The sequence below is a fragment of the Actinoplanes sp. NPDC051537 genome, assembly GCF_055586105.1.
In genome coordinates this window covers 212,177-230,205 of record NZ_JBVJIU010000008.1, presented here as the reverse complement: position 1 = coordinate 230,205, position 18,029 = coordinate 212,177, and the positions used below count along the sequence as shown (strand labels likewise).

Here is an 18,029-nt window from a genome sequence, read left to right as displayed (position 1 = left end):
GTCGGGGCGTACAACCTAATGCATGAAAACCAACAGGATCGCCTTTCTGATCATTGTGGCGATTGCCGGGTGCGGACATGATTCCGGTACGAATCCGGGCTCGGCGAAAGACTACGAGCAGGCGCTGAACTACGCGAAGTGCCTGCGTGCGAACGGGATCCCGGATTACCCCGACCCGCAGCGGCACGGCAGCGGCATCGACGACAACGGCGGCCGCCTGCTCGATTCGCCGGCCGGGAAAAAGGCGCTCGTGGCCTGCCGTGACAAGATGCCGCAGGGTGCGGCCGACGCCGGCGGAACGCTCGATTCCACGAAGGTCCTGGACTGGACGAATTGCATGCGCGGGAAACTCCCGAAATTCCCCGACCCGGAGGTGAGCGGCAATTCCCTGACGCTGAAATTCCAGGGGACCGGCATCACCGAGGCCGTGTACCTCAAGGCGCAGGAGGCGTGCGCGTCCCGCTCGCCGGGCGGCGCCGTGAAGGCGGAGTACCAGTGAGCCGCCGCGGCGTCCTGATCGTCGCGGTGGCCGCCGCGGGAGTCCTGGCCACGGGCACCGGCCTGCTCGGCCGTCGCGACCCGGCGCCGGCCGGCGAGGCGAGCACGATGCCGGCGACCGCCACCGTGGAGAGGCGCACGCTGACCCGCACCGAGACCGTCACCGGCACTCTCGGGTACGGCGATGTCTCGACGGTCCAGGCCACCTCGGCAACCGGCATGATCACCTGGCTGCCGCGGGCCGGCGACGTCATCGCCCGCGGCGACCCGGTCTACCGCGTCGACCAGCGCCGGGTCCCGCTGCTGTACGGCGCGATCCCGATCTACCGGACGCTGTCGGCCGGCCGGAAGGGCGACGACGTGCGCCAGCTCGAACGCAACCTCGCGGCCCTCGGCTACGCCGGGTTCACGGCCGACGGCGAGTTCACCGCGGCCACCGCCGGGGCGGTGCGGAAGTGGCAGCGCGACCTGGGCCGGGAGCGGACCGGCGAGGTGCGGCCGGGCGACGCCGTGGTGTCATCGGGGGCACGTCGCGTCGCCGAGCTCACCGCCGAACCGGGCTCGCCCGCGGCCGGGGTCGTGCTGCGGTGGACCGGCGCCACCCGGGTCGTCACGGCCGACCTCGACACCGACTACGCGGACCTGGCCGCGGTCGGAGCGAAGGCGACCGTCGAGCTGCCGGACGGCGCGAAGGTGGCGGCCCGGATCACCGCGGTCGGCGCGGAGGGCGCCAAGGGGACCACGCCGGTCGAGCTGGCCCTGGCGCCGGCGGCGAAGCTCGCCCCGGCGGCGCAAGTCACGGTCACGCTGTCCGCCGAGGCCCGCAAGGGTGTGCTCGCGGTGCCGATCACCGCCCTGGTGGCACGGCCCGGCGGCGGGTACGCGGTGGTGGCGAGCGGCCGGTATGTCCCGGTCAAGACGGGGATGTTCGCGGACGGCTATGTGGAGGTGTCCGGCGTAGCGGCCGGGCTGGCCGTGGAGGTGCCGCGATGATCGTCGAGCTCGAGGGCGTGTCCAAGTCGTACGGAAATATCGTGGCACTGCGCGAGACGGACCTCAGGATCGGGCGCGGCGAGCTGCTGGCCGTCGTCGGGCCGTCCGGCTCCGGCAAGTCGACTCTGCTCAACATCATGGGCACGCTCGATCGACCGACAAAAGGCACACTGCGCATTGACGGGTACGAGGTGAGCACGCTCACCGATCGGGAGCTGTCGGCGCTGCGGGCCCGCACCATCGGGTTCGTCTTCCAGCAGTTCCACCTCGCCCGCGGCGTGCCGGCGATCGACATCGTGGCCGACGGCCTGCTCTACGCCGGCCGCCCGCGCGGGTTTCGCCGGCAGGCGGCCGAGCGGGCGCTGCGCCGGGTCGGCCTCGGTCACCGCCTGCGGCACCGCCCGCACGAGCTCTCCGGCGGCGAGCAGCAGCGGGTGGCGATCGCCCGGGCGGTGCTCGGCGACCCGCCGTTGCTGATGGCCGACGAGCCCACCGGCAACCTCGACTCGCGCTCCGGGGAGACGGTCATGGCGCTGCTGCGCGAGCTGCACGCCGGCGGGACGACCGTCGTGATCATCACGCACGACCGGGACGTGGCGGCCTCCCTCCCGCGCGAGGTGCGGCTGCGGGACGGGCGGGTGACGGCATGAGCGCGCTCACGCCGGAACGGATGCCGCTCGCCGACGTCGTCCGGGTGGGCGGCTTCGGCCTCCGGTCCCGGCCGCTGCGGGTGTTCCTGTCGGCGCTGGGCATCGCCATCGGCATCGCGGCGATGATCGGCGTGGTCGGCATCTCCACCTCATCGACGTACGAGCTGAACCGCCGCCTGAGCGCGCTCGGCACCAACCTGCTGACCGTCGCGCCCGGGCAGTCGATCGGCGACGAGCGGGTGCACCTGCCGGACACCGCGATCCCGATGATCGCCGCGATGCCCGGCGTCGAGGGGGTCTCGGCCGTCGGCGCCACCGACGCCCACGCCTACCGCAACGACCACATCCCGGTCCAGCAGACCGGCGGCATCATCGTCTACGCCGCGCGCGCCGACCTGCCGGCGGTGGTCGGCGCGCATCCCGTGGCCGGCGCCTGGCTCACCGCCGCGACCGGTCGCTACCCGGCCGTCGTGCTCGGCTGGGCGGCGGCGAACCGGCTGGCCGTGTCCCGGGCCGGCGACCAGGTGTGGCTCGGTAACCGCTGGTTCACCGTGGTCGGCGTCCTCGCGGCCAACGAGCTGGTGCCCGACATCGACTACGGCGCGTACGTCGGCTGGCCCGAGGCCGAGGCCGAGCTGTCCTTCGACGGCTACCCGACGACCGTCTACACCCGCGCCCGGGAGGCGGACGTGACGACCGTGCAGCCGCTGCTGGGCGCCACCGCCAACCCGGAGAGCCCCGGCGACGTGACCGTCTCGCGCCCCTCCGACGTGCTGGCGGCCAAGCGCGAGACCGACAAGACCCTCGGCGCGCTGCTGCTCGGCCTCGGCGCGGTGGCGCTGCTGGTCGGCGGCGTCGGGGTGGCCAACACGATGGTCATCTCGGTGCTCGAGCGCCGCGGCGAGATCGGCCTGCGCCGCTCGCTCGGCGCCACCCGCGGCCAGATCCGCACCCAGTTCCTGGCCGAGGCGCTGCTGCTCGCGCTGCTCGGCGGCGCCGGCGGCGTGGTGCTCGGGGCCGCCATCACCGCGGCCTACGCGACCGTCCAGGGCTGGACGACCGTGGTGCCGTTCTGGGCGATGGCGGGCGGGGTGGCCGCCACCGTGGTCATCGGCGGTCTCGCGGGGATCTACCCGGCGATGCGCGCGGCCGGCCTCCCGCCCACCGAGGCCCTGGGCGCACCGACCTGACCCGGCGAGCCGCACCGGCCCAGCCGCGGGGAGCCGGGGGCCAGGGAGCCGGGGGCCAGGGAGCCGGGGGCCAGGGAGCCGGGGGCCGGGGAGCCGGGGGCCGGGGGAGCCGGGGGCCAGGGAGCCGGGGCCGGGGAGCCGGGGGCCTCACCCCGGCGAGCCGGGCGCGCCCCCGTGGCGCGCCCGGCTCGGGGAAGGGATCTCATGCCGCCATCGGCAGGGCCGGCTCGAGCGTGATGCGATGGGCCGGCACCGCCTCGGCCACGCCCCGCACCCGCACCAGCGCCTCGGTGGCCGGCGGGGCCAGGTGGCCGGCGTCCGCGTACGCGCGCGGCCCGAGCACCAGCTCGCCCGGTCCCGCCACGCCGCACATGCGCTGCGCGAGGTTCACCGCCCGGCCCCAGACGCCGAACGTGGCCGGCTCCCAGGACTGTGTGACGAGCACCTCACCCGACTCGACGCCGACGTGCACCTCGGGACGGCCGGGCCCGGTCGCCCGCAGCATCTCGTAGCCGGCCTCGGTCGCCCGCTCGGTCTCGGCGCCGCGCGAGTCCCGGGGCGAGCGGCGCAGCCCGAAGACCGCCATGAAGCCGTCGCCGAGCACCTGCTGAACCTCGCCGCCGTGCCGGTGGACGCAGTCGACGAGGTCGTCCAGGAGCGGGCGGACGATCCGGTAGACGGCCTCCGGCTCGACGGTCTCGACCAGGCGGGTGAACCCGCAGATGTCCGCGAACAGCACCGCGACCTGGCGGCGGTTGGGGTCGGCACCCGGGACCGGACTGCGGTCCCGGGGCGCGTGGAGAAGCGTGGGGGCGCCGAATTGTCCGATGTGGTCGATCATGATGGGCCTCCCTGTTGGGTTTCCGACAATGAGGGTGACTCCGAGCCCTTAACCTGCCGTCCAACAAACGCCTAGGATCGGCCGACCCGCTCACTTACATGCGGTCGGAATGGTCCGCCGGGAAAGTGGATGTCCGGGTTTGGCCACGCCTGGCATACTCCGTTCTCGTGCGGCGGAGACGACCCTCGCCCTTGGTCGGACGGCACGCTGAGCTCGGCGAGATCAGCGCGGTGTGGAGCGACGTCTGTCACGGACAGGCCGCCGGCATCCTGATCTCCGGCGAGGCCGGTGTGGGTAAAACGCGCCTCGTGCAGGAATGGATCGAGCACGTGGTCGCCGAGGACGGTCAGGTTCTGGCCGGCGTTTCGGTCCGCATCAGTACGGGGGGCCTGCCGTACGGCCCGATACTCGACGCCCTCCGCCGGTTGCTGCGCGACCGTTCCGCCGCCTCCCTGGCCGAGCTGGCCGGGCCGCGGTTCGCGCTGCTCGACGAGATGTTCTGGCCGGATTCCACCGCCGCGCCCCCGGAGGCAGGGGCCCGGGTCTTCGACGTCTTCCTCGCCCTGCTCGCGCAGCTCGCCGAGCAGGCGCCGGTGCTGCTCGTGATCGAGGACGTGCACTGGGCCGAGCAGGCCACGCTCGACCTGCTCAGCTACCTGACCGTGGCGCTGCGCCGCGAGCGGGTGCTGCTGATGGTGACCTACCGCGACGACGAGCCGGCCGCCGGTCCGCTGCCCGCCGCCCTGGTCGAGCTGCTGCGCGGCGTCTTCATGAGCCACCTGCCGCTCGCCCCGCTCGGCGCCGGCGAGCTGGGCGTGCTGCTCAGCAACCTGGCCGGGGCCGCGCTACCGCCGACGGCCGTCGACCGGATCGCCGACCTCTCCGGCGGCAACGCGTTCTTCGCCGAGGAGCTGCTCGAGGCGCGCGGCCTCGGCGACGGCGAGCAGGTGCCGGCCCGGGTGCGCGACGTGGTGCTGCTGCGGGTGTCGACGTTCTCGCCCGAGGCTCAGGCGGTGCTGCGGATCTGCTCGGTGGTCGGCCGCCGGGTCGGCTACCCGCTGCTCGCCACGGTCGCCGAGATGCCGGAGAAGTCGCTGCTTGCGGCCCTGCGCGAGCTGGCCGGCAACCGGGTGCTGCTGGCCGACTCGGGCGACGCCTACCGGTTCCGCCACGCGCTCGCCCAGGAGGCGGTCTACTCCGACCTGCTGCCCGGCGAGCGGGCCCGGCTGCATTCCCTGGTCGCGGTCGCGCTGACCGAGCGGCCGCAGCTCGGCGACGGACCACGCTCGTCGGCCACGGCCGTGGTCGCCCACCACTGGGAGGCGACCGGCGACCTGCCGCGGGCGCTGTCCGCGGTGATCGCCGCCGGCCGGGCCGCGGCCGAGGTGCGCGCGTTCCGGGCCGGGCTCACCTACTACACCCGGGCGCTGGAGCTGTGGGACGACCTGGACGGCACGGCCGACACCGACGCCGATCACCAGCAGCTGCTCGCGGCCGCGGCGCGCTGCGCGCACGACGCGGGCGAGCACGAGGCGGCCGTACGCCTGGTGGAGGAGGCCCTGGCGGCGACGGCCAAGGACGACGTGGTCGCCCGGGCGCTCCTGCACGAGGCGATGGGCACCTATGTCGACCGGATCGACGGCGCCCGGGCGTTGAAGGCGTTCACCCAGGCCTACCACCTGCTCGCGACCAGCGACGCGCTCGCCGAGCGGGCCCGGGTCACCGCCGCCCTGGCCAACTCGCTGTCGATCCGCGGCCTCTACCCCGACTCGGCGCCGCTCTGGGAGGAGACCCTGACGCTGGCCCGATCGGCCGGCAGCCGCCGCGAGGAGGTGCTCGGGCTCAAGACGTCGGGCTGGCACTTCGCGATGCACGGCGAGCCGGAGAAGGGCATCGGCCGGATGCGGGACGCGCTGCGGGTGGCCCGGGACGAGGACGACGTCGAGGGCATCTGTCTCACGTACAACCATCTCTGCCTGGCCCTGGATTTCATCGGCTGGTCGTCGGACGCGGTGGCCACCGCCGAGGAGGCGCTGCGCTGGGGCGCCGACCTGGGCGTGATGTTCCCGCCGATGATCGACATGCTCGACTCGATCGTGCTGGTGCTGTGGCGCAACGGGCGCTGGGGACAGGCCGAGGAGGTCGCCGACCGGCTGCTGGCCAGCCATCACGCGGCGGCCCGGGCGCTGATGACGTTCGTGGTGCTGGCCGAGCTGGCCACCGCCCGCGACCGGCCCGAGGAGGCGGACCAGCAGCTCAAACAGGCGCTCGAGCAGCTCAAGCACGACGAGGACCCGCTCGACCACGGGCTGGTGCGGGCGGCCGCGGCGGCGCACGCGCTCTGGCAGGAGGACTACGACACGGCGCGGGCCGAGGTGGCGGCCGGTCTCGAGGTGGTCGGCGCGCACGGGGACGACCAGCAGACGGTGGCGCTCTGCGTGCTCGGCCTGCGCATCGAGGCGGACGAGGCCGAGCGGCTGCGGGCGCGCGGCCGGGACACATCGGACATCGAGGGGCACGGCGGGGACTTCATCGTGCGGGTCCGGCAGCTGTGGCGGCAGATGGGCGTACGGCAGAAGTCGTTCCCGGAGGCCGCGGTGGACGCGGCGATGGGCGAGGCCGAGTTCGCCCGGCTGCTCGGCGGTGACCCGAACCCGGACGCATGGGACGAGGTGGCCTCGGGCTGGGACCGGCTCGAACGCCCCTATCCGGCCGCCTACGCCCGCTGGCGGGAGGGCGAGGAGCTGGTACGCCGGCGGGACGCCCGGGCCGGCGAGGTGCTGCGGGCCGCGTACGACGCCGCCCGGTCGATCGAGGCCCGGGTGCTGCTGCGCGAGATCACCGCGCTGGCCGACCGGGCCCGGCTCGACCTGCGCGCGCCGGCCGTGGCGCCGCACGCCGAGCCCGAGCACCCGTTCCGCCTGACCGACCGGGAGCTGCAGGTGCTGGCGCTGCTCAAGGAGGGACGGCGCAACCGGGAGATCGCCCGGGCGCTGTTCATCAGCGAGAGCACGGCGAGCGTGCACGTGTCGAACATCCTCGGCAAGCTGAACGCGGCGAACCGGGTGGAGGCGGCGGCGATCGCGCACCGGCTGCACCTCGGCGGGGATCAGGTCTGACCGGCGCGGGCGGCCCAGAACTCCGTACCGGAAAAGCGGGTCTCCTGGCGATAGAACCAGGCCAGCTCGTCGAGGTAGCGGCGGTATCCCGAGGCGATGGTGGCGGCGTAGTCCCCGGTCGTGCCGTTCAGCAGGGCCTCGGCCGCGGCGATGCCCCCGGTCAGGGCGTCGTGCAGGCCGCGGGCGGAGAGCGGCTCGTGCGCGCAGGCGGCGTCCCCGGCCGCCACCCAGCCGGGACCGGCCGCGACCTCGAGTGCCGAGCTGCCGGCCGCCACCGTCCGCAGCACGGGCGAAGGTGGGCGGCCCACCCGCGCCGCGGCGTGCTTGGTGTCGCCCAGCAGCTCGGACCACGGTCCCGGCTCGGTGAGGTGGTCGCGGACGGCGATCGCGGCGTCGGTGAAGAGCACGGCCACCAGCTTGTCGCCGGGGACGCGGGAGACGTACCACCAGCCGGTCGGGACCGCCTCGACGATGCTCACCGCGTCCTCGGGGTCGGGGTCGTCCAGCAGCGCCGCGATGCCGACCAGGCTGCTGTCGACCCGGCGCCGAATGCCGAGCATGCGTGCCACCGCCGACGCGCGACCGGTGGCGTCGACCAGGAAATCTACCGAAATTTCGGGCGAGTCGGCGAAAGTTAGTGTCCAATTTGTCCCAGGGGACAAACCGACCAGCTTTCGGGGAAGGACGGCGGTGGCGGCTTCCCGCAACGCGTCGTTGAGGGCGGCCCGGTCCAGCTGCCACGAAGGCCCGCGCGGGTCGAGAAGGGCGGGCCGGAACTCCTCCGTACCCCAGCTCGAAAGGAACCCGCTGCACCGCAGATGGCCGTCCGTCCGCACGCCCAGCCCCCGCAGGACCGCCCCGGCCGCCGCCGGCAGGCCCTCGCCCGGCTCCCAGCCGGTGACCGGCCGCGGATCGATCAGCGTCACCTCGGCGCCGGCCCGGATCAGCGTGATCGCGGCGGCCGAGCCCGCCGGACCGGCGCCCAGCACCGCCACTCGGGTCGCTTTCACGCCACCAGTGTGTCGTTTATCAGGCTGTCTCGACACCCGCCGATGAGCAGGGTGTTCGCAGGGGGGCTCGACGAGAGGAGTACGTGCCATGCTCAGCTGCCGATTCGGTGGCAGCTCCGGATACCGCCTGGAGCTCGAGGACAACGAAGACCTGGTGGTCATCCGGTCGGTACGCCGGGGCGCCCGGCACGATGTCTCTCCACTGTCGTCACCCAGTCGCACCGCGCAGGACCGGCTGACGCCGCTGTTCGGGTTTCCCGAGGCCGGCGTCGGCGTCTACGGCGCGCCGATCGGGGCCGCCGAACAGCTCGCCGTCGTGATCAACGAGGATCCCGAGGTCGAGTTCGCCGGCCGTGGCCTGCGCGATCAGTTCGGCGCCCCGGTCGTCTACACCGAGAACCTCTTCGTGAAGTTCCGCGACGACCTGCCGGTCGAGGAGTGCCTGCGGCTGCTCGACGACGCCGGCCTCACGGTCAAACGCCCGGTCGCGACGGCGCCCAACGCGTACTTCGTGGGCGCGCCCGCGGGCATCGGCCGGGCCGTGTTCCCGCTGGCCGAGGATCTGCTCGATCGGGACGAGGTCGACCTCTGCCACCCCGAGCTGGTCCGCGAGGTCGACCGCCGGCAGATGTTCCCGCAGCAGTGGCATCTCGGCCCGGCCACGATCGGCGGTCAGGACATCGTGGCCCACGCCAACGTGGTCGCGGCCTGGGCCGACACCCGGGGTGAGGGCACCGTGATCTGCGTGATCGACGACGGGGTCGACGTCGACCACGAGGAGTTCGCGGCGGCCGGCAAGGTGCTCGCGCCGCGCTCGGTCAGCCGGCCCAAGTCCGACGATCCGCGGCCGGGCGAGGGCGACAACCACGGCACCTCCTGCGCGGGCGTGGCCTGCGCCGACGGCGTCGGCAAGGCCTCCGGGGTGGCGCCCGCGGCCCGGCTCATGCCGCTGCGGCTGGTCTCCGGGCTGGGCTCGCAGGACGAGGCCGACGCGTTCGTCTGGGCCGCCGACCACGGCGCCGACGTGATCTCGTGCAGCTGGGGCCCGTCCGACGGGCGCTGGTGGGACCCGACCGATCCGGTGCACAACCAGGTGGTGCGGCTTCCGGACAGCACCCGGCTGGCGATCGAGTACGCGATCGAGCGCGGCCGGGGCGGCAAGGGCTGCGTGATCACCTGGGCGGCCGGGAACGGCGCCGAGAGCGTCGACAACGACGGCTATGCCGGCTATCCGAAGGTGATCGCGGTGGCGGCCTGCAACGACCAGGGGCGGCAGAGCCGGTACAGCGATTTCGGCAAGGCGGTCTGGGTGAGCTTCCCGAGCAGCAACGGCTCACCATCCCGTACGCCCGGCATCTGGACCACCGACCGCAAGGGCCGGGAGGGCTACAACTCGGGCGACGAGACGCTCGGCGACGAGGCCGGCGACTACACCAACTCGTTCGGCGGCACGTCCAGCGCCGCGCCCGGGGTGGCCGGCGTGGTCGCGCTCATCCTGGCGGCCAACCCCGGCCTGCGCTGGGACGAGGTCAAGGACGTGCTGCGGGAGTCGGCCGACCGGATCGACGACAACGCGGGGGAGTACGACGCCGACGGCCACAGCGACCGGTACGGTTTCGGCCGGGTCAACGCGGCCGAGGCCGTACGCCGCGCGCTGGCCCGCCGGGGCGCGCTGATCGAGACCGCCTAAGGGTTCCGGCCGCGCGGAACTGGGAGATCTGCCAGGTCCGCGCGGCACCCGCGATGTGAGGGTGTCCAGCATGAGCAAGTTCGCCTACTGCGCCATTCATCCCGCCGTCGGCGTGGCCAGGGTCGGCGACAGCCCCGACGACTACTTCCTCGGGCCCGAGACGCCGGGCTCGGACGAGGAGCCGGCGTCCTACAAGGACAAGGCCGGCCGGGTGAAGCGGCAGGCCGCCCGCTTCCGGATCTTCGGATTCGACCAGGACAAGAAGCTGATCGGCGAGATCACCGCCGAGGACGCCGAGATCACCTGGACGGTCCACCTGGTCAACCGCAAGGGCGCGGCCGACCGGTTCGCCGCCTCGTCGGGCCGGCGTAACAACGACGTCCCCGACGCACGTCGCGGCGAGCTGGTCATCGACCCGGGGCCGCGGGACATCGCCGGGAAGCAGGCCGCCGGCGTCCTCGCCGACACCGGCACGTTCCTCGGCGCCGCGGTGCCGCTGGGCGAACTGCGCACCGACGACGAGGGCCGGCTGATCGTGCTCGGCGGCGCCGGTCACTCGGCCTCGGTGCCGGGCGACGCGCCGCTGCCCAGCTTCGCCGACAACGACGGCTGGCACGACGACACCTCGGACGGCCCGGTCACCGCCCGCGTGGTGCTGACCGGCGGCGAGGAGGTCGAGGTGCGGCACCCGGCCTGGGTCGTGGTGGCGCCGCCCGACTTCGCGCCCGCGGTCGGCAACCTGGTCACCCTCTACGACGTGGCCGAGCAGGCGGCGTACGAGCGCGGCTGGATCCTCGATCCCAAGGAGGTGTCGTTCGAGCGCGACGTCGTGCCGGTGCTCGAACGGGCCATGGGCTATCAGTGGGTCAACCAGTCGGCGACCCGGGGCCACCGGCGGGCCGTCAACGAGGGCCGCGGCGCCGAGCGCATCGGCGACTTCTTCGAGCCCGACCACCTGGCGCAGCTGCGCGACCCGGGCGACCGGGGCGCGAAGGCGCGCAAGCGGGTCTTCGCCGTGATCCGGAAGCCGGTGTCGGAGGCCGACGCGGCCACGGCGATCAAGCAGGCGACGGCCGCCTACATGCCACAGCTCTCCGGCGACGACGGCACCGCGACGACGGGCAACCCGGGCACCTGGTTCACGGTCACCCCGCTGCAGTACCGGCGGCTCGCCCTCTGGGCCGACGGCAACTTCACCGCGGGCGACGCCGACCCGGCGACGCCGACCGTGCCCGAGCAGCTCGACCGGGCGGCGATGGAGTCGTGCGTGGGCGGGCCGTTCTTCCCCGGCATCGAGATGAGCCGCCGCTGCCGGGAGCCCGAGCGGTACGCGGCGCAGTTCCGGTTCCGGGCCGACATGGAACCCGGCTGCATGACCGAGCGGATGGCCGTGCCCTGGCAGGCCGACTTCACCGACTGCCGGCACTTCTGGTGGCCGGCGCAGCGCCCGGACGACGTGATCGTCGACCAGGACTACCGGGCCGTGACGTCGGCGCTGTTCCCGGACGGGAACACGCCGAGCCGGCCGATCAACACGACCGCGTTCCCGCGCTGGCGCTGGGACCGCGGCATCGGGGACTCGTTGCCGACCTCGCTGGACGCTAGGCGGCGCGCCGACAGGAGGCACCGCGAGATGGTCCAGGAATGGTCGCAGCTCGGTTTCGTCAGGCCGGCCGCCGACGACACCGGAGTGCACGTGGAGACCGAGCGGGCGCCGTTCGCGGGGCTGCGCGACCGCGACTACTTCCACATCATGCTCAACCTGCATAAATATCCGGAGTTCCTGCCGACCGCGGCCCGGCTCGCCCACGGCTATCTGGACGCCGCCGCGGCGTACCAGCAGGACCCGATGGTCGACACCGAGCTCAAGCCGTTCCGCTTCGAGGAGCGGGCGTTCGACGCCCGCCTGGACAGCATCTACCAGGATCTGGTCGACCGGGTCGGACGCTACGACCCGGCGAACGACCGGCAGTTCAAGACCCGGGCCGACGCGATCGACCGGGTGCGGCAGTCCGGCCCGCTCAACCAGACCGACGGCGTGTGGCTGCGCAACGTCGCCACCGTCGGCCCGATCGACGACCTCACCGGCTTCCTCACCCAGATCTGGGTCGACGAGGTGGGCGCCGGCGATCCCGCGCAGAACCACGCGAACATCTACACCCAGACCCTGTCCAGCGTGGGCATCAACACGGCGCCGCTGACCAGCATCGAGTACGCGCAGGACGACAAGCTGCTCGACTCGGCCTTCACGCTGCCGCTGTTCCAGCTGGTCGTCTCCCAGTTCACCGACCAGTTCCTGCCCGAGCTGCTGGGCATGACGCTGTTCTTCGAGTGGGAGTCGGTCGAGCTGGCCACCACCGCCCGCCTGCTCCAGCGCTTCGAGATCGATCCGACGTACTACCGGCTGCACGTGGCGATCGACAACGCCGACACCGGCCACGGCGCGATCGCGAAACGCGCGGTGAAGCGTTACCTGGCCGGTTTCTCCGACGAGGACGTACGCCAGCAGCAGTGGGCGCGGATCTGGAACGGTTACGTGGCCTTCCGCGTCACCGGCACGCTCGGCCAGGACGTCGTCGACACCCTGCTGTCCCCCGACCGGGCGCGCGAGCGGGTGCTGCAGATGATCGACAACAAGAAGCGCTACGGCAGCCTCAACCACGGCGGGCTCCCGTCCGGCGGCATGACCAACAACCTCTTCGACAACCCGTCCCAGCTGCTCGACGTGCTGGTGAAGAGCGGCCAGGTGGTCCGCGGCGACCCGGAGAACAGCCCGTTCCTCAAGCAGATGGACTTCGGCGGCCACATGTACCGCGTGTTCTCCCCGGAGGAGCGCGGCGACTGGGAGGACTGGATCCGCTCGCTGGCCCGGCCCGAGGCCGCCGCCCCGCCCGCCGCCCCGAACGCCTTTGCGGCCGCGGCCAAGCCGGATGCCGCCCCCGAGCCCGAGCCGGCGACGCCGGCCGAGGTCCCGCACCTGCTCTACTCCTCGTCGGCCGAGGAAGTGAGCAAGCACCCACGCCACACGCTCCTGGGCCACGGCGCCGCCCATTGAGAATGGGGCCATGGCTATCGAGTTTCTGGTGGATCCGCCGCTGACCGACGACCTTCGGGAACGCCTCGTCGCGCTCTGGGTCGAGGTCACCAACGCCGGCGGGGCGGTGGGCTTCGTGGCGCCGGTCGAGGCGGCGGCCGTGCGGCCGGTGGCCGAGGCGGCGTTCGCGGGGGTGGCGGACGGGCTCGATCGGCTGCTGGTCGGGGTGGACGACGGCGAGATCGTCGGGTTCCTGTTCGTCACCGACAACCGGTTCCGGCTCAAGGACCACTGGCGGGTGCTCAAGCGGGTCATGGTGACGCCGCGCGGCCAGGGCAAGGGCTACGGCGCGGCGCTGATGCGCGAGGCCGAGGCGCTCGGGCGCAAGGCGGGGCTGGCCGGGTTGTCGGTGACCGTGCGCGGCGGACAGGGGATCGAGGGCTTCTACCTCAGGCTTGGCTATCGCGAGGTGGGCCGGCTGCCGGGGGCGCTGCGGGTCGGGCCGGGAGACGACCGGGACGAGGTCTACATGTGGCTCGACCTTGCGGGTCCCGTCGGCCTTGTGGGCTCCGCCGGTCTCGCCGGCTGAAAGATGCCGCCGTGGCCGCCGGGTCGGCGACGCCCCTGGGGGTGATGGCGTCGCCGCCGGCGGCCGGGCGGCCGCGCGGGCACCGGGGGATCAAGCCCGGGCGCGGCGGGTGGTGGGGCGCGGAAGCTTGGGAGGGCGCGTCAGCAGGACGACGCGAAGCCTGGGAGGACGCGTCAGCAGGACGACGCGAAGCCTGGGAGGACGCGTCAGCAGGACGACGCGGCCAGGCCGACGGCCTGTTGCGCGGGGGGCACCTCGACGTCGCCGGTGGGGGCGGCCAGCTCGGTGGACTCGAGCGCGGGCGTGGCCGACGACGTGGCGGGGGCGGCGGACGAGGCGGCCGGCGACGGGCTCGCCTTCTTCTTCGCCTTCGAGGGCGTGGCGGCGGTGGTACGGGACGAGACCGTCGAGCCGCCGCCGACCAGGCGCACGGACGTCTTCTGGGTGGCCCCGGGCGTCAGCCTGATGCCAGTGGCGACGGTGCTGTGGCCGTACACGTCGCTGATCTTGATCTTGAATGGTCCGCTGCCGGCGCCGCCGTCGATGACCCAGTAGTTGTAGTCCTCGCGGTGCGTGGCCTTGCCGTTGACGGTGACCGACTTGAGCTGGTTGCCGTGGTTGTCGATCAGGACGGCCAGCCAGTACTGCGAGGAGCCCTCCTTGACCCGCACGCTGATCGGGCCCGGGGTGCTGACGCCGGTGACGGTCTTGTAGGTGATCGGGATGATCCCGTCGACCTCGGCGCCGATCTTCTTGAACGCCGTGCGGCTCAGGTCGAGATGGCCGGCCGCGCACTCCGGGCAGGAGTCGGTGACCTTGACCCGGACCTTGCCCTTGGGGCCGGTGACGTCGAGGTACGTCCCGCAGGCCGCGCCGGCCGAGTACTGATCCGGGCCGAGCGCCACGAACAGATCATCGGCGGGGGAGGAGGGAAACGAGCAGTTGCCGGTGCCGCCACCCAGGTCGTAGAACGTCGCCTTGCCCGACTTGGCCGACGTCGACGGCGGCGCGGCGCACGCGGAGCCGGTGTTCTGCAGCAGCAGCGCGACACCGAGCACGGCGGCGAGGACCACGGCGCCGCCGGCGGCGAGCCAGCGGGGCGAGAGGAGACGGGAGCCGGTCACGCTGAGGGATCCTGCGCGGCCGCCGGGATTCCGGCAACCTTCCTAAGACAGACCTAAGGCGCGGGGGACGAGCGTCACCGGATCAGTGGACAACCGTCACCGGGTCGCCCTTGTGAATTGCCCCCCGCCCGCCCGGCGCCGGGATCAGGTTGATCGCGAAGAGCAGCTCCTTGCCGAACCGCCGGCGCCGGCCGAGCATGCGCAGCGGCTCCCGCCCCTTGGCGCCGGTCTCCTGATCGATCGTGGTCACCACGCAGCGCGCGCAGCCCGAGTCGGCGATCAGCTCGACGTCGCCGACCCGCAGCCGCACGCCGCGCTCGACCCACTCGTCCTCGGCCCACGGCTCGGCGCCGCCGACCACCAGGTTGGGCCGGAACCGGGTGATCGGCACCGGCTCGTCGCCCGCCTCGGCCAGCCAGTCGTTCAGCGCCGCCAGCGAGGCCGCGTTGGCCAGCAGCATCGGATAGCCGTCGGCGAAGCTCACCGGCTCGCCCTCGGCCGTCTCGCCGCCGACGGCGCGCCCGCCCGGGTCGGCCTGCCAGACCAGCCGGGCCGGCTTCCCGAAGAACGCGCTGCTCCACTCGCTCTCGGCGATCCGGGCCGGCGCGGCGACCTGGCTCGAGAAGACCCGCACGAACTCCTTGGGCCCGTCGGCCGGCTCGTCCACGTCGAGGTCGGGCCGGCCGGGCGCGGAGAGCACGATGCCGCCTTCACGGGGCGTGACGCGCAGCTGGGTGAGGCGCGCGTGGCCACGCTGGGTGATCCCCACGCCATCGGCGTCGACCATCATCCACCGCCGATCACCGGCGAGACCCCACGGCTCCACCCGCGCCACGTCGTGGTCGATCCGGTGACAGCCCTTGACCGGGTACGTGTAGAGCGCCGCGACGTGCATGCGCCCAGCCTGCCACGACCGCGCCGCCGGGGTGTCCTTCCGGCCGCGACCGTCAGGCGGCGCCGGGTCGCGGGCGCCGCCGCAGCCGGTCGAGCAGCCCGCCCGCGCGGGTCGTCATCCGGGGTTCGGAGCCGGTGTCCGCGGGCGGCTCGGTCCGGGCTCGCTCCTCGGTGCGGGCCCTTTCCTCGGCAAGGGCGCGCATGTGGTGTTGCAGGCGCTGGATGATCTCGGGGGTCGGCGGGTCGTCGTCGCTCTCGTCACCCGGCGCCTCGCTCTCGCCACGCTCGCCGGCGGCGTGTGCGTCCCGGCCCAGGCTCGAGACCGTCAGGTCCCAGGCGGCGTTCAGGCGGTCCGGGTCGTCGAAGACCGATTCCTGCAGCGGCGCGTACGGCGTGACGAAGTCGGTGGACTCGACCAGCCAGATGGCGTCGTGGGCCGCCGCCGACGGCTCGTTCTCGGGCATCGGATCCCCTTACTAGTTGGCCTGGACCGCTGACCAATGGCCGTGCGTACGGCTCAAGAGGTCGCGGTAGTGGACCAGCTTGAGGAGGAATCGGTAGTAGACGTACAGGAAGTTGAGGAAGGAGACGACGCCCAACGTGATCCACGCGGGCTGGGTGATGCCGAGGAACGCGACGTGGGCGTGCGCGGCATGGCCTCCGCTGCCGCTGGTCGGGGCGGTGATCAGGTACGTCACGATCGAGACGATCGACAGTACGCCGCTAACTATGAGCGAAACCCGGGCCAGGAGGGATCCCCCGACCAGCGCGTTCCGGTCGGAGGCGATGCCGAACCAGGACGCCACCACCGCGGGCAGGCCGAGTACGACCGCCGGATAGTCGCTTCCCGGTGACACCCGGTGGTGGGAGATGAGGAAGCCGACCACGGCGAGCAGCACGGTCGTCGCCAGTGCCGTCATGACGGCCTGCAGCCGTGATCCCGGTGGCACCTCCTTGAACCGCCCGATGATCCGTAGCCCGCCCATCTTCGGGCGCATCGCCCCGAATCCCCGGAGGTAGAGGTGGATGAAGTTCTGGCCGCGCCGCCGCTGCAGGCGGAAATAGTGACGGTCGTCGAACCATTCGCCCGACGGTTTGCGGCCCGAGCGATGGCAGCATCCGCGCGCGTTCGGCGTCGATCCGATCCAGGATGCCTCGACCGGGCGCTTGCAGTGCATGCAGACCAGACGCTGCTCGAGGACGTACTTGCTCTCCGGCGCGTTGAGTCGCAGGTGATACGAGGACGCGGTCAGCGCGAGGTCGATCGGCACGGCGATCTGCGAAGGGCGCAGGCCGAGGGCGATCCGGGCCAGGCCGCGCCAGCCCCGCATCCGGCGGCGCAGCTTCCGGTTGCCGTCCGGCGCGATGCGCGACGACGCCGTCAGGGTCCGCTCGTACTTGAGCAGGACGCGGCCGCCGGTCACCGAGGCGGCGTGGACGACGGCGACGATGGGATAGGCGCCGCACAGTTCCAGCACGTACCGGCCGAGCCGTTCCTTCGCCAGGCCGTCCAGCGGAAACCCGTCGATCTGGTCGTCCACCTCCCGCTTCGTGGCCGCGATGTCGACGTACCCGCGCATGGCGAGAAGCTGAAGAAGGTGCTTCTCCCGCAGCCGGGTGACCTCGTCGGGCCAGCTCCCGGTCGCCGCCGGGCTCGCGCCGGCCACCACGCTCTCGTAGCCCAGCGCCAGGAGCAGGCGCAGGCCCGCCGCGGCCAGCCGGGTGGTCTCGTCGTAGGTCAGATCGGCGAGCGTGCAGTCGCCGGCGTCCTGCAGCTGAAAGTTGTCGATCAGCTCGCCCTTCACCGGATGCAGGACCGGGAGGTACAGGAACGTCGCCCGTTCCCAGCCGGGCGGGAGAGCGAGCTCGACCGTGACCCGCTGAACCATGAGCGACCCTTCGAGGTCGATGGTCTCCGCGACGCGCACGCGATGCTTCGCCGGATTCATGATCAGTTCGACGAAGACGCCGACCGCCTCCCGATAGTCATCGTGGATCACGTGGTCCGCCGGGCCGGCCGGGATCCAGCCGGCCGGATCCGCCGTTCCTCTCCGCGTCCGGAACCGGATCCGCCGCGCCGCCTCGGCGGAAAGCTGGTCGAGCCACCGGTCGTGCGGGATCGCCAGACCGGGGCGAAGGCAGTCCTCCGCGGCCAGCCGGTCCCGGCGGCACAGGAAAAGGCCGGCGGTGATCAGCACGGCGAGCACGCCCGCGGCCGTCCGGGCCACCAGCTCCCAGCCCTGCCAATGCGGGATTCCGCGCAGAAAACCGCTCGACAGGACGACTACCGCCAGGAATCCGCCGAGCAGGGCGAAGGCGGATTTGGCGAGGCGCACGCCGAGCCCGTCGCGCTTCCATGCCGGGTCGTATGCGGACATGTCTGACCCATAACGACGT

At 72.9% G+C, this 18,029-nt stretch carries 14 protein-coding genes; 8 read left to right on the top strand and 6 right to left on the bottom strand.

The window, feature by feature from the left end; translation table 11 throughout:
• The first annotated feature begins 22 nt into the window (after window positions 1–22).
• From ACZ6TB_RS21280 to ACZ6TB_RS21265, 4 genes are read left to right on the top strand one after another with little or no spacing between them, the layout of a single operon-like run.
• Window positions 23–499, top strand: a complete 477-nt coding sequence (locus ACZ6TB_RS21280) for a hypothetical protein (RefSeq protein WP_465556268.1) — start codon at window positions 23–25, stop codon at window positions 497–499.
• Window positions 496–1,491 carry a peptidoglycan-binding protein gene (locus ACZ6TB_RS21275; protein ID WP_465556267.1) on the top strand — a complete coding sequence of 332 codons (996 nt, stop codon included), beginning with the start codon at window positions 496–498 and terminating at the stop codon, window positions 1,489–1,491. Before ACZ6TB_RS21280 ends, ACZ6TB_RS21275 begins: the two co-directional genes overlap by 4 nt.
• On the top strand, window positions 1,491–2,141 hold the full coding sequence (locus ACZ6TB_RS21270) for an ABC transporter ATP-binding protein (RefSeq protein ID WP_465556550.1): 651 nt from the start codon (window positions 1,491–1,493) through the stop codon (window positions 2,139–2,141). The genes ACZ6TB_RS21275 and ACZ6TB_RS21270 overlap by 1 nt, the downstream gene beginning before the upstream one ends.
• Entirely contained in the window at window positions 2,138–3,331 is a 1,194-nt protein-coding gene (locus ACZ6TB_RS21265; RefSeq protein WP_465556266.1) for an ABC transporter permease, read from the top strand. Before ACZ6TB_RS21270 ends, ACZ6TB_RS21265 begins: the two co-directional genes overlap by 4 nt.
• A gap of 202 nt (window positions 3,332–3,533) precedes the next feature.
• Here the strand turns inward: ACZ6TB_RS21265 and ACZ6TB_RS21260 are convergent, their stop codons facing one another.
• Window positions 3,534–4,172 (bottom strand): adenylate/guanylate cyclase domain-containing protein, encoded by a 639-nt coding sequence (locus ACZ6TB_RS21260; RefSeq protein WP_465556265.1) that lies wholly within the window; start codon window positions 4,170–4,172, stop codon window positions 3,534–3,536.
• A 167-nt stretch (window positions 4,173–4,339) separates the two neighbouring features.
• Here ACZ6TB_RS21260 and ACZ6TB_RS21255 point away from each other — a divergent pair, with 167 nt between their 5' ends.
• The gene (locus tag ACZ6TB_RS21255) at window positions 4,340–7,291 is read left to right on the top strand and encodes a helix-turn-helix transcriptional regulator (RefSeq protein WP_465556264.1); all 2,952 of its coding nucleotides are present in this window, start codon (window positions 4,340–4,342) and stop codon (window positions 7,289–7,291) included.
• Here the strand turns inward: ACZ6TB_RS21255 and ACZ6TB_RS21250 are convergent.
• A complete protein-coding gene (locus tag ACZ6TB_RS21250; protein ID WP_465556263.1) occupies window positions 7,282–8,301 on the bottom strand; it encodes an NAD(P)/FAD-dependent oxidoreductase in 1,020 nt (339 codons plus the stop codon). The genes ACZ6TB_RS21255 and ACZ6TB_RS21250 overlap by 10 nt on opposite strands.
• 88 nt (window positions 8,302–8,389) lie before the next feature.
• Between ACZ6TB_RS21250 and ACZ6TB_RS21245 the strand changes: the two genes are divergently transcribed.
• From ACZ6TB_RS21245 to ACZ6TB_RS21235, 3 genes are all read left to right on the top strand, one after another.
• A complete protein-coding gene (locus ACZ6TB_RS21245; RefSeq protein WP_465556262.1) occupies window positions 8,390–9,991 on the top strand; it encodes a S8 family peptidase in 1,602 nt (533 codons plus the stop codon).
• 70 nt (window positions 9,992–10,061) lie between these two features.
• The gene (locus tag ACZ6TB_RS21240; protein WP_465556261.1) at window positions 10,062–13,046 is read left to right on the top strand and encodes a LodA/GoxA family CTQ-dependent oxidase; all 2,985 of its coding nucleotides are present in this window, start codon (window positions 10,062–10,064) and stop codon (window positions 13,044–13,046) included.
• Window positions 13,047–13,056: 10 nt separating this feature from the next.
• Window positions 13,057–13,614, top strand: coding sequence for a GNAT family N-acetyltransferase (locus ACZ6TB_RS21235; protein ID WP_465556260.1), 558 nt, complete (start codon window positions 13,057–13,059; stop codon window positions 13,612–13,614).
• A gap of 206 nt (window positions 13,615–13,820) precedes the next feature.
• Here ACZ6TB_RS21235 and ACZ6TB_RS21230 read toward each other — a convergent pair whose 3' ends face one another.
• The 4 genes from ACZ6TB_RS21230 to ACZ6TB_RS21215 form a co-directional block, all read right to left on the bottom strand.
• Window positions 13,821–14,738, bottom strand: coding sequence for an expansin EXLX1 family cellulose-binding protein (locus ACZ6TB_RS21230; protein WP_465556259.1), 918 nt, complete (start codon window positions 14,736–14,738; stop codon window positions 13,821–13,823).
• Between the two features lie 82 nt (window positions 14,739–14,820).
• A complete protein-coding gene (locus ACZ6TB_RS21225) occupies window positions 14,821–15,633 on the bottom strand; it encodes an MOSC domain-containing protein (RefSeq protein WP_465556258.1) in 813 nt (270 codons plus the stop codon).
• 52 nt (window positions 15,634–15,685) lie between these two features.
• Window positions 15,686–16,096: a hypothetical protein gene (locus ACZ6TB_RS21220; protein ID WP_465556257.1), complete on the bottom strand. Its 411-nt coding sequence runs from the start codon at window positions 16,094–16,096 to the stop codon at window positions 15,686–15,688.
• A 12-nt stretch (window positions 16,097–16,108) separates the two neighbouring features.
• On the bottom strand, window positions 16,109–18,010 hold the full coding sequence (locus ACZ6TB_RS21215; protein WP_465556256.1) for a hypothetical protein: 1,902 nt from the start codon (window positions 18,008–18,010) through the stop codon (window positions 16,109–16,111).
• Window positions 18,011–18,029 lie beyond the last annotated feature (19 nt).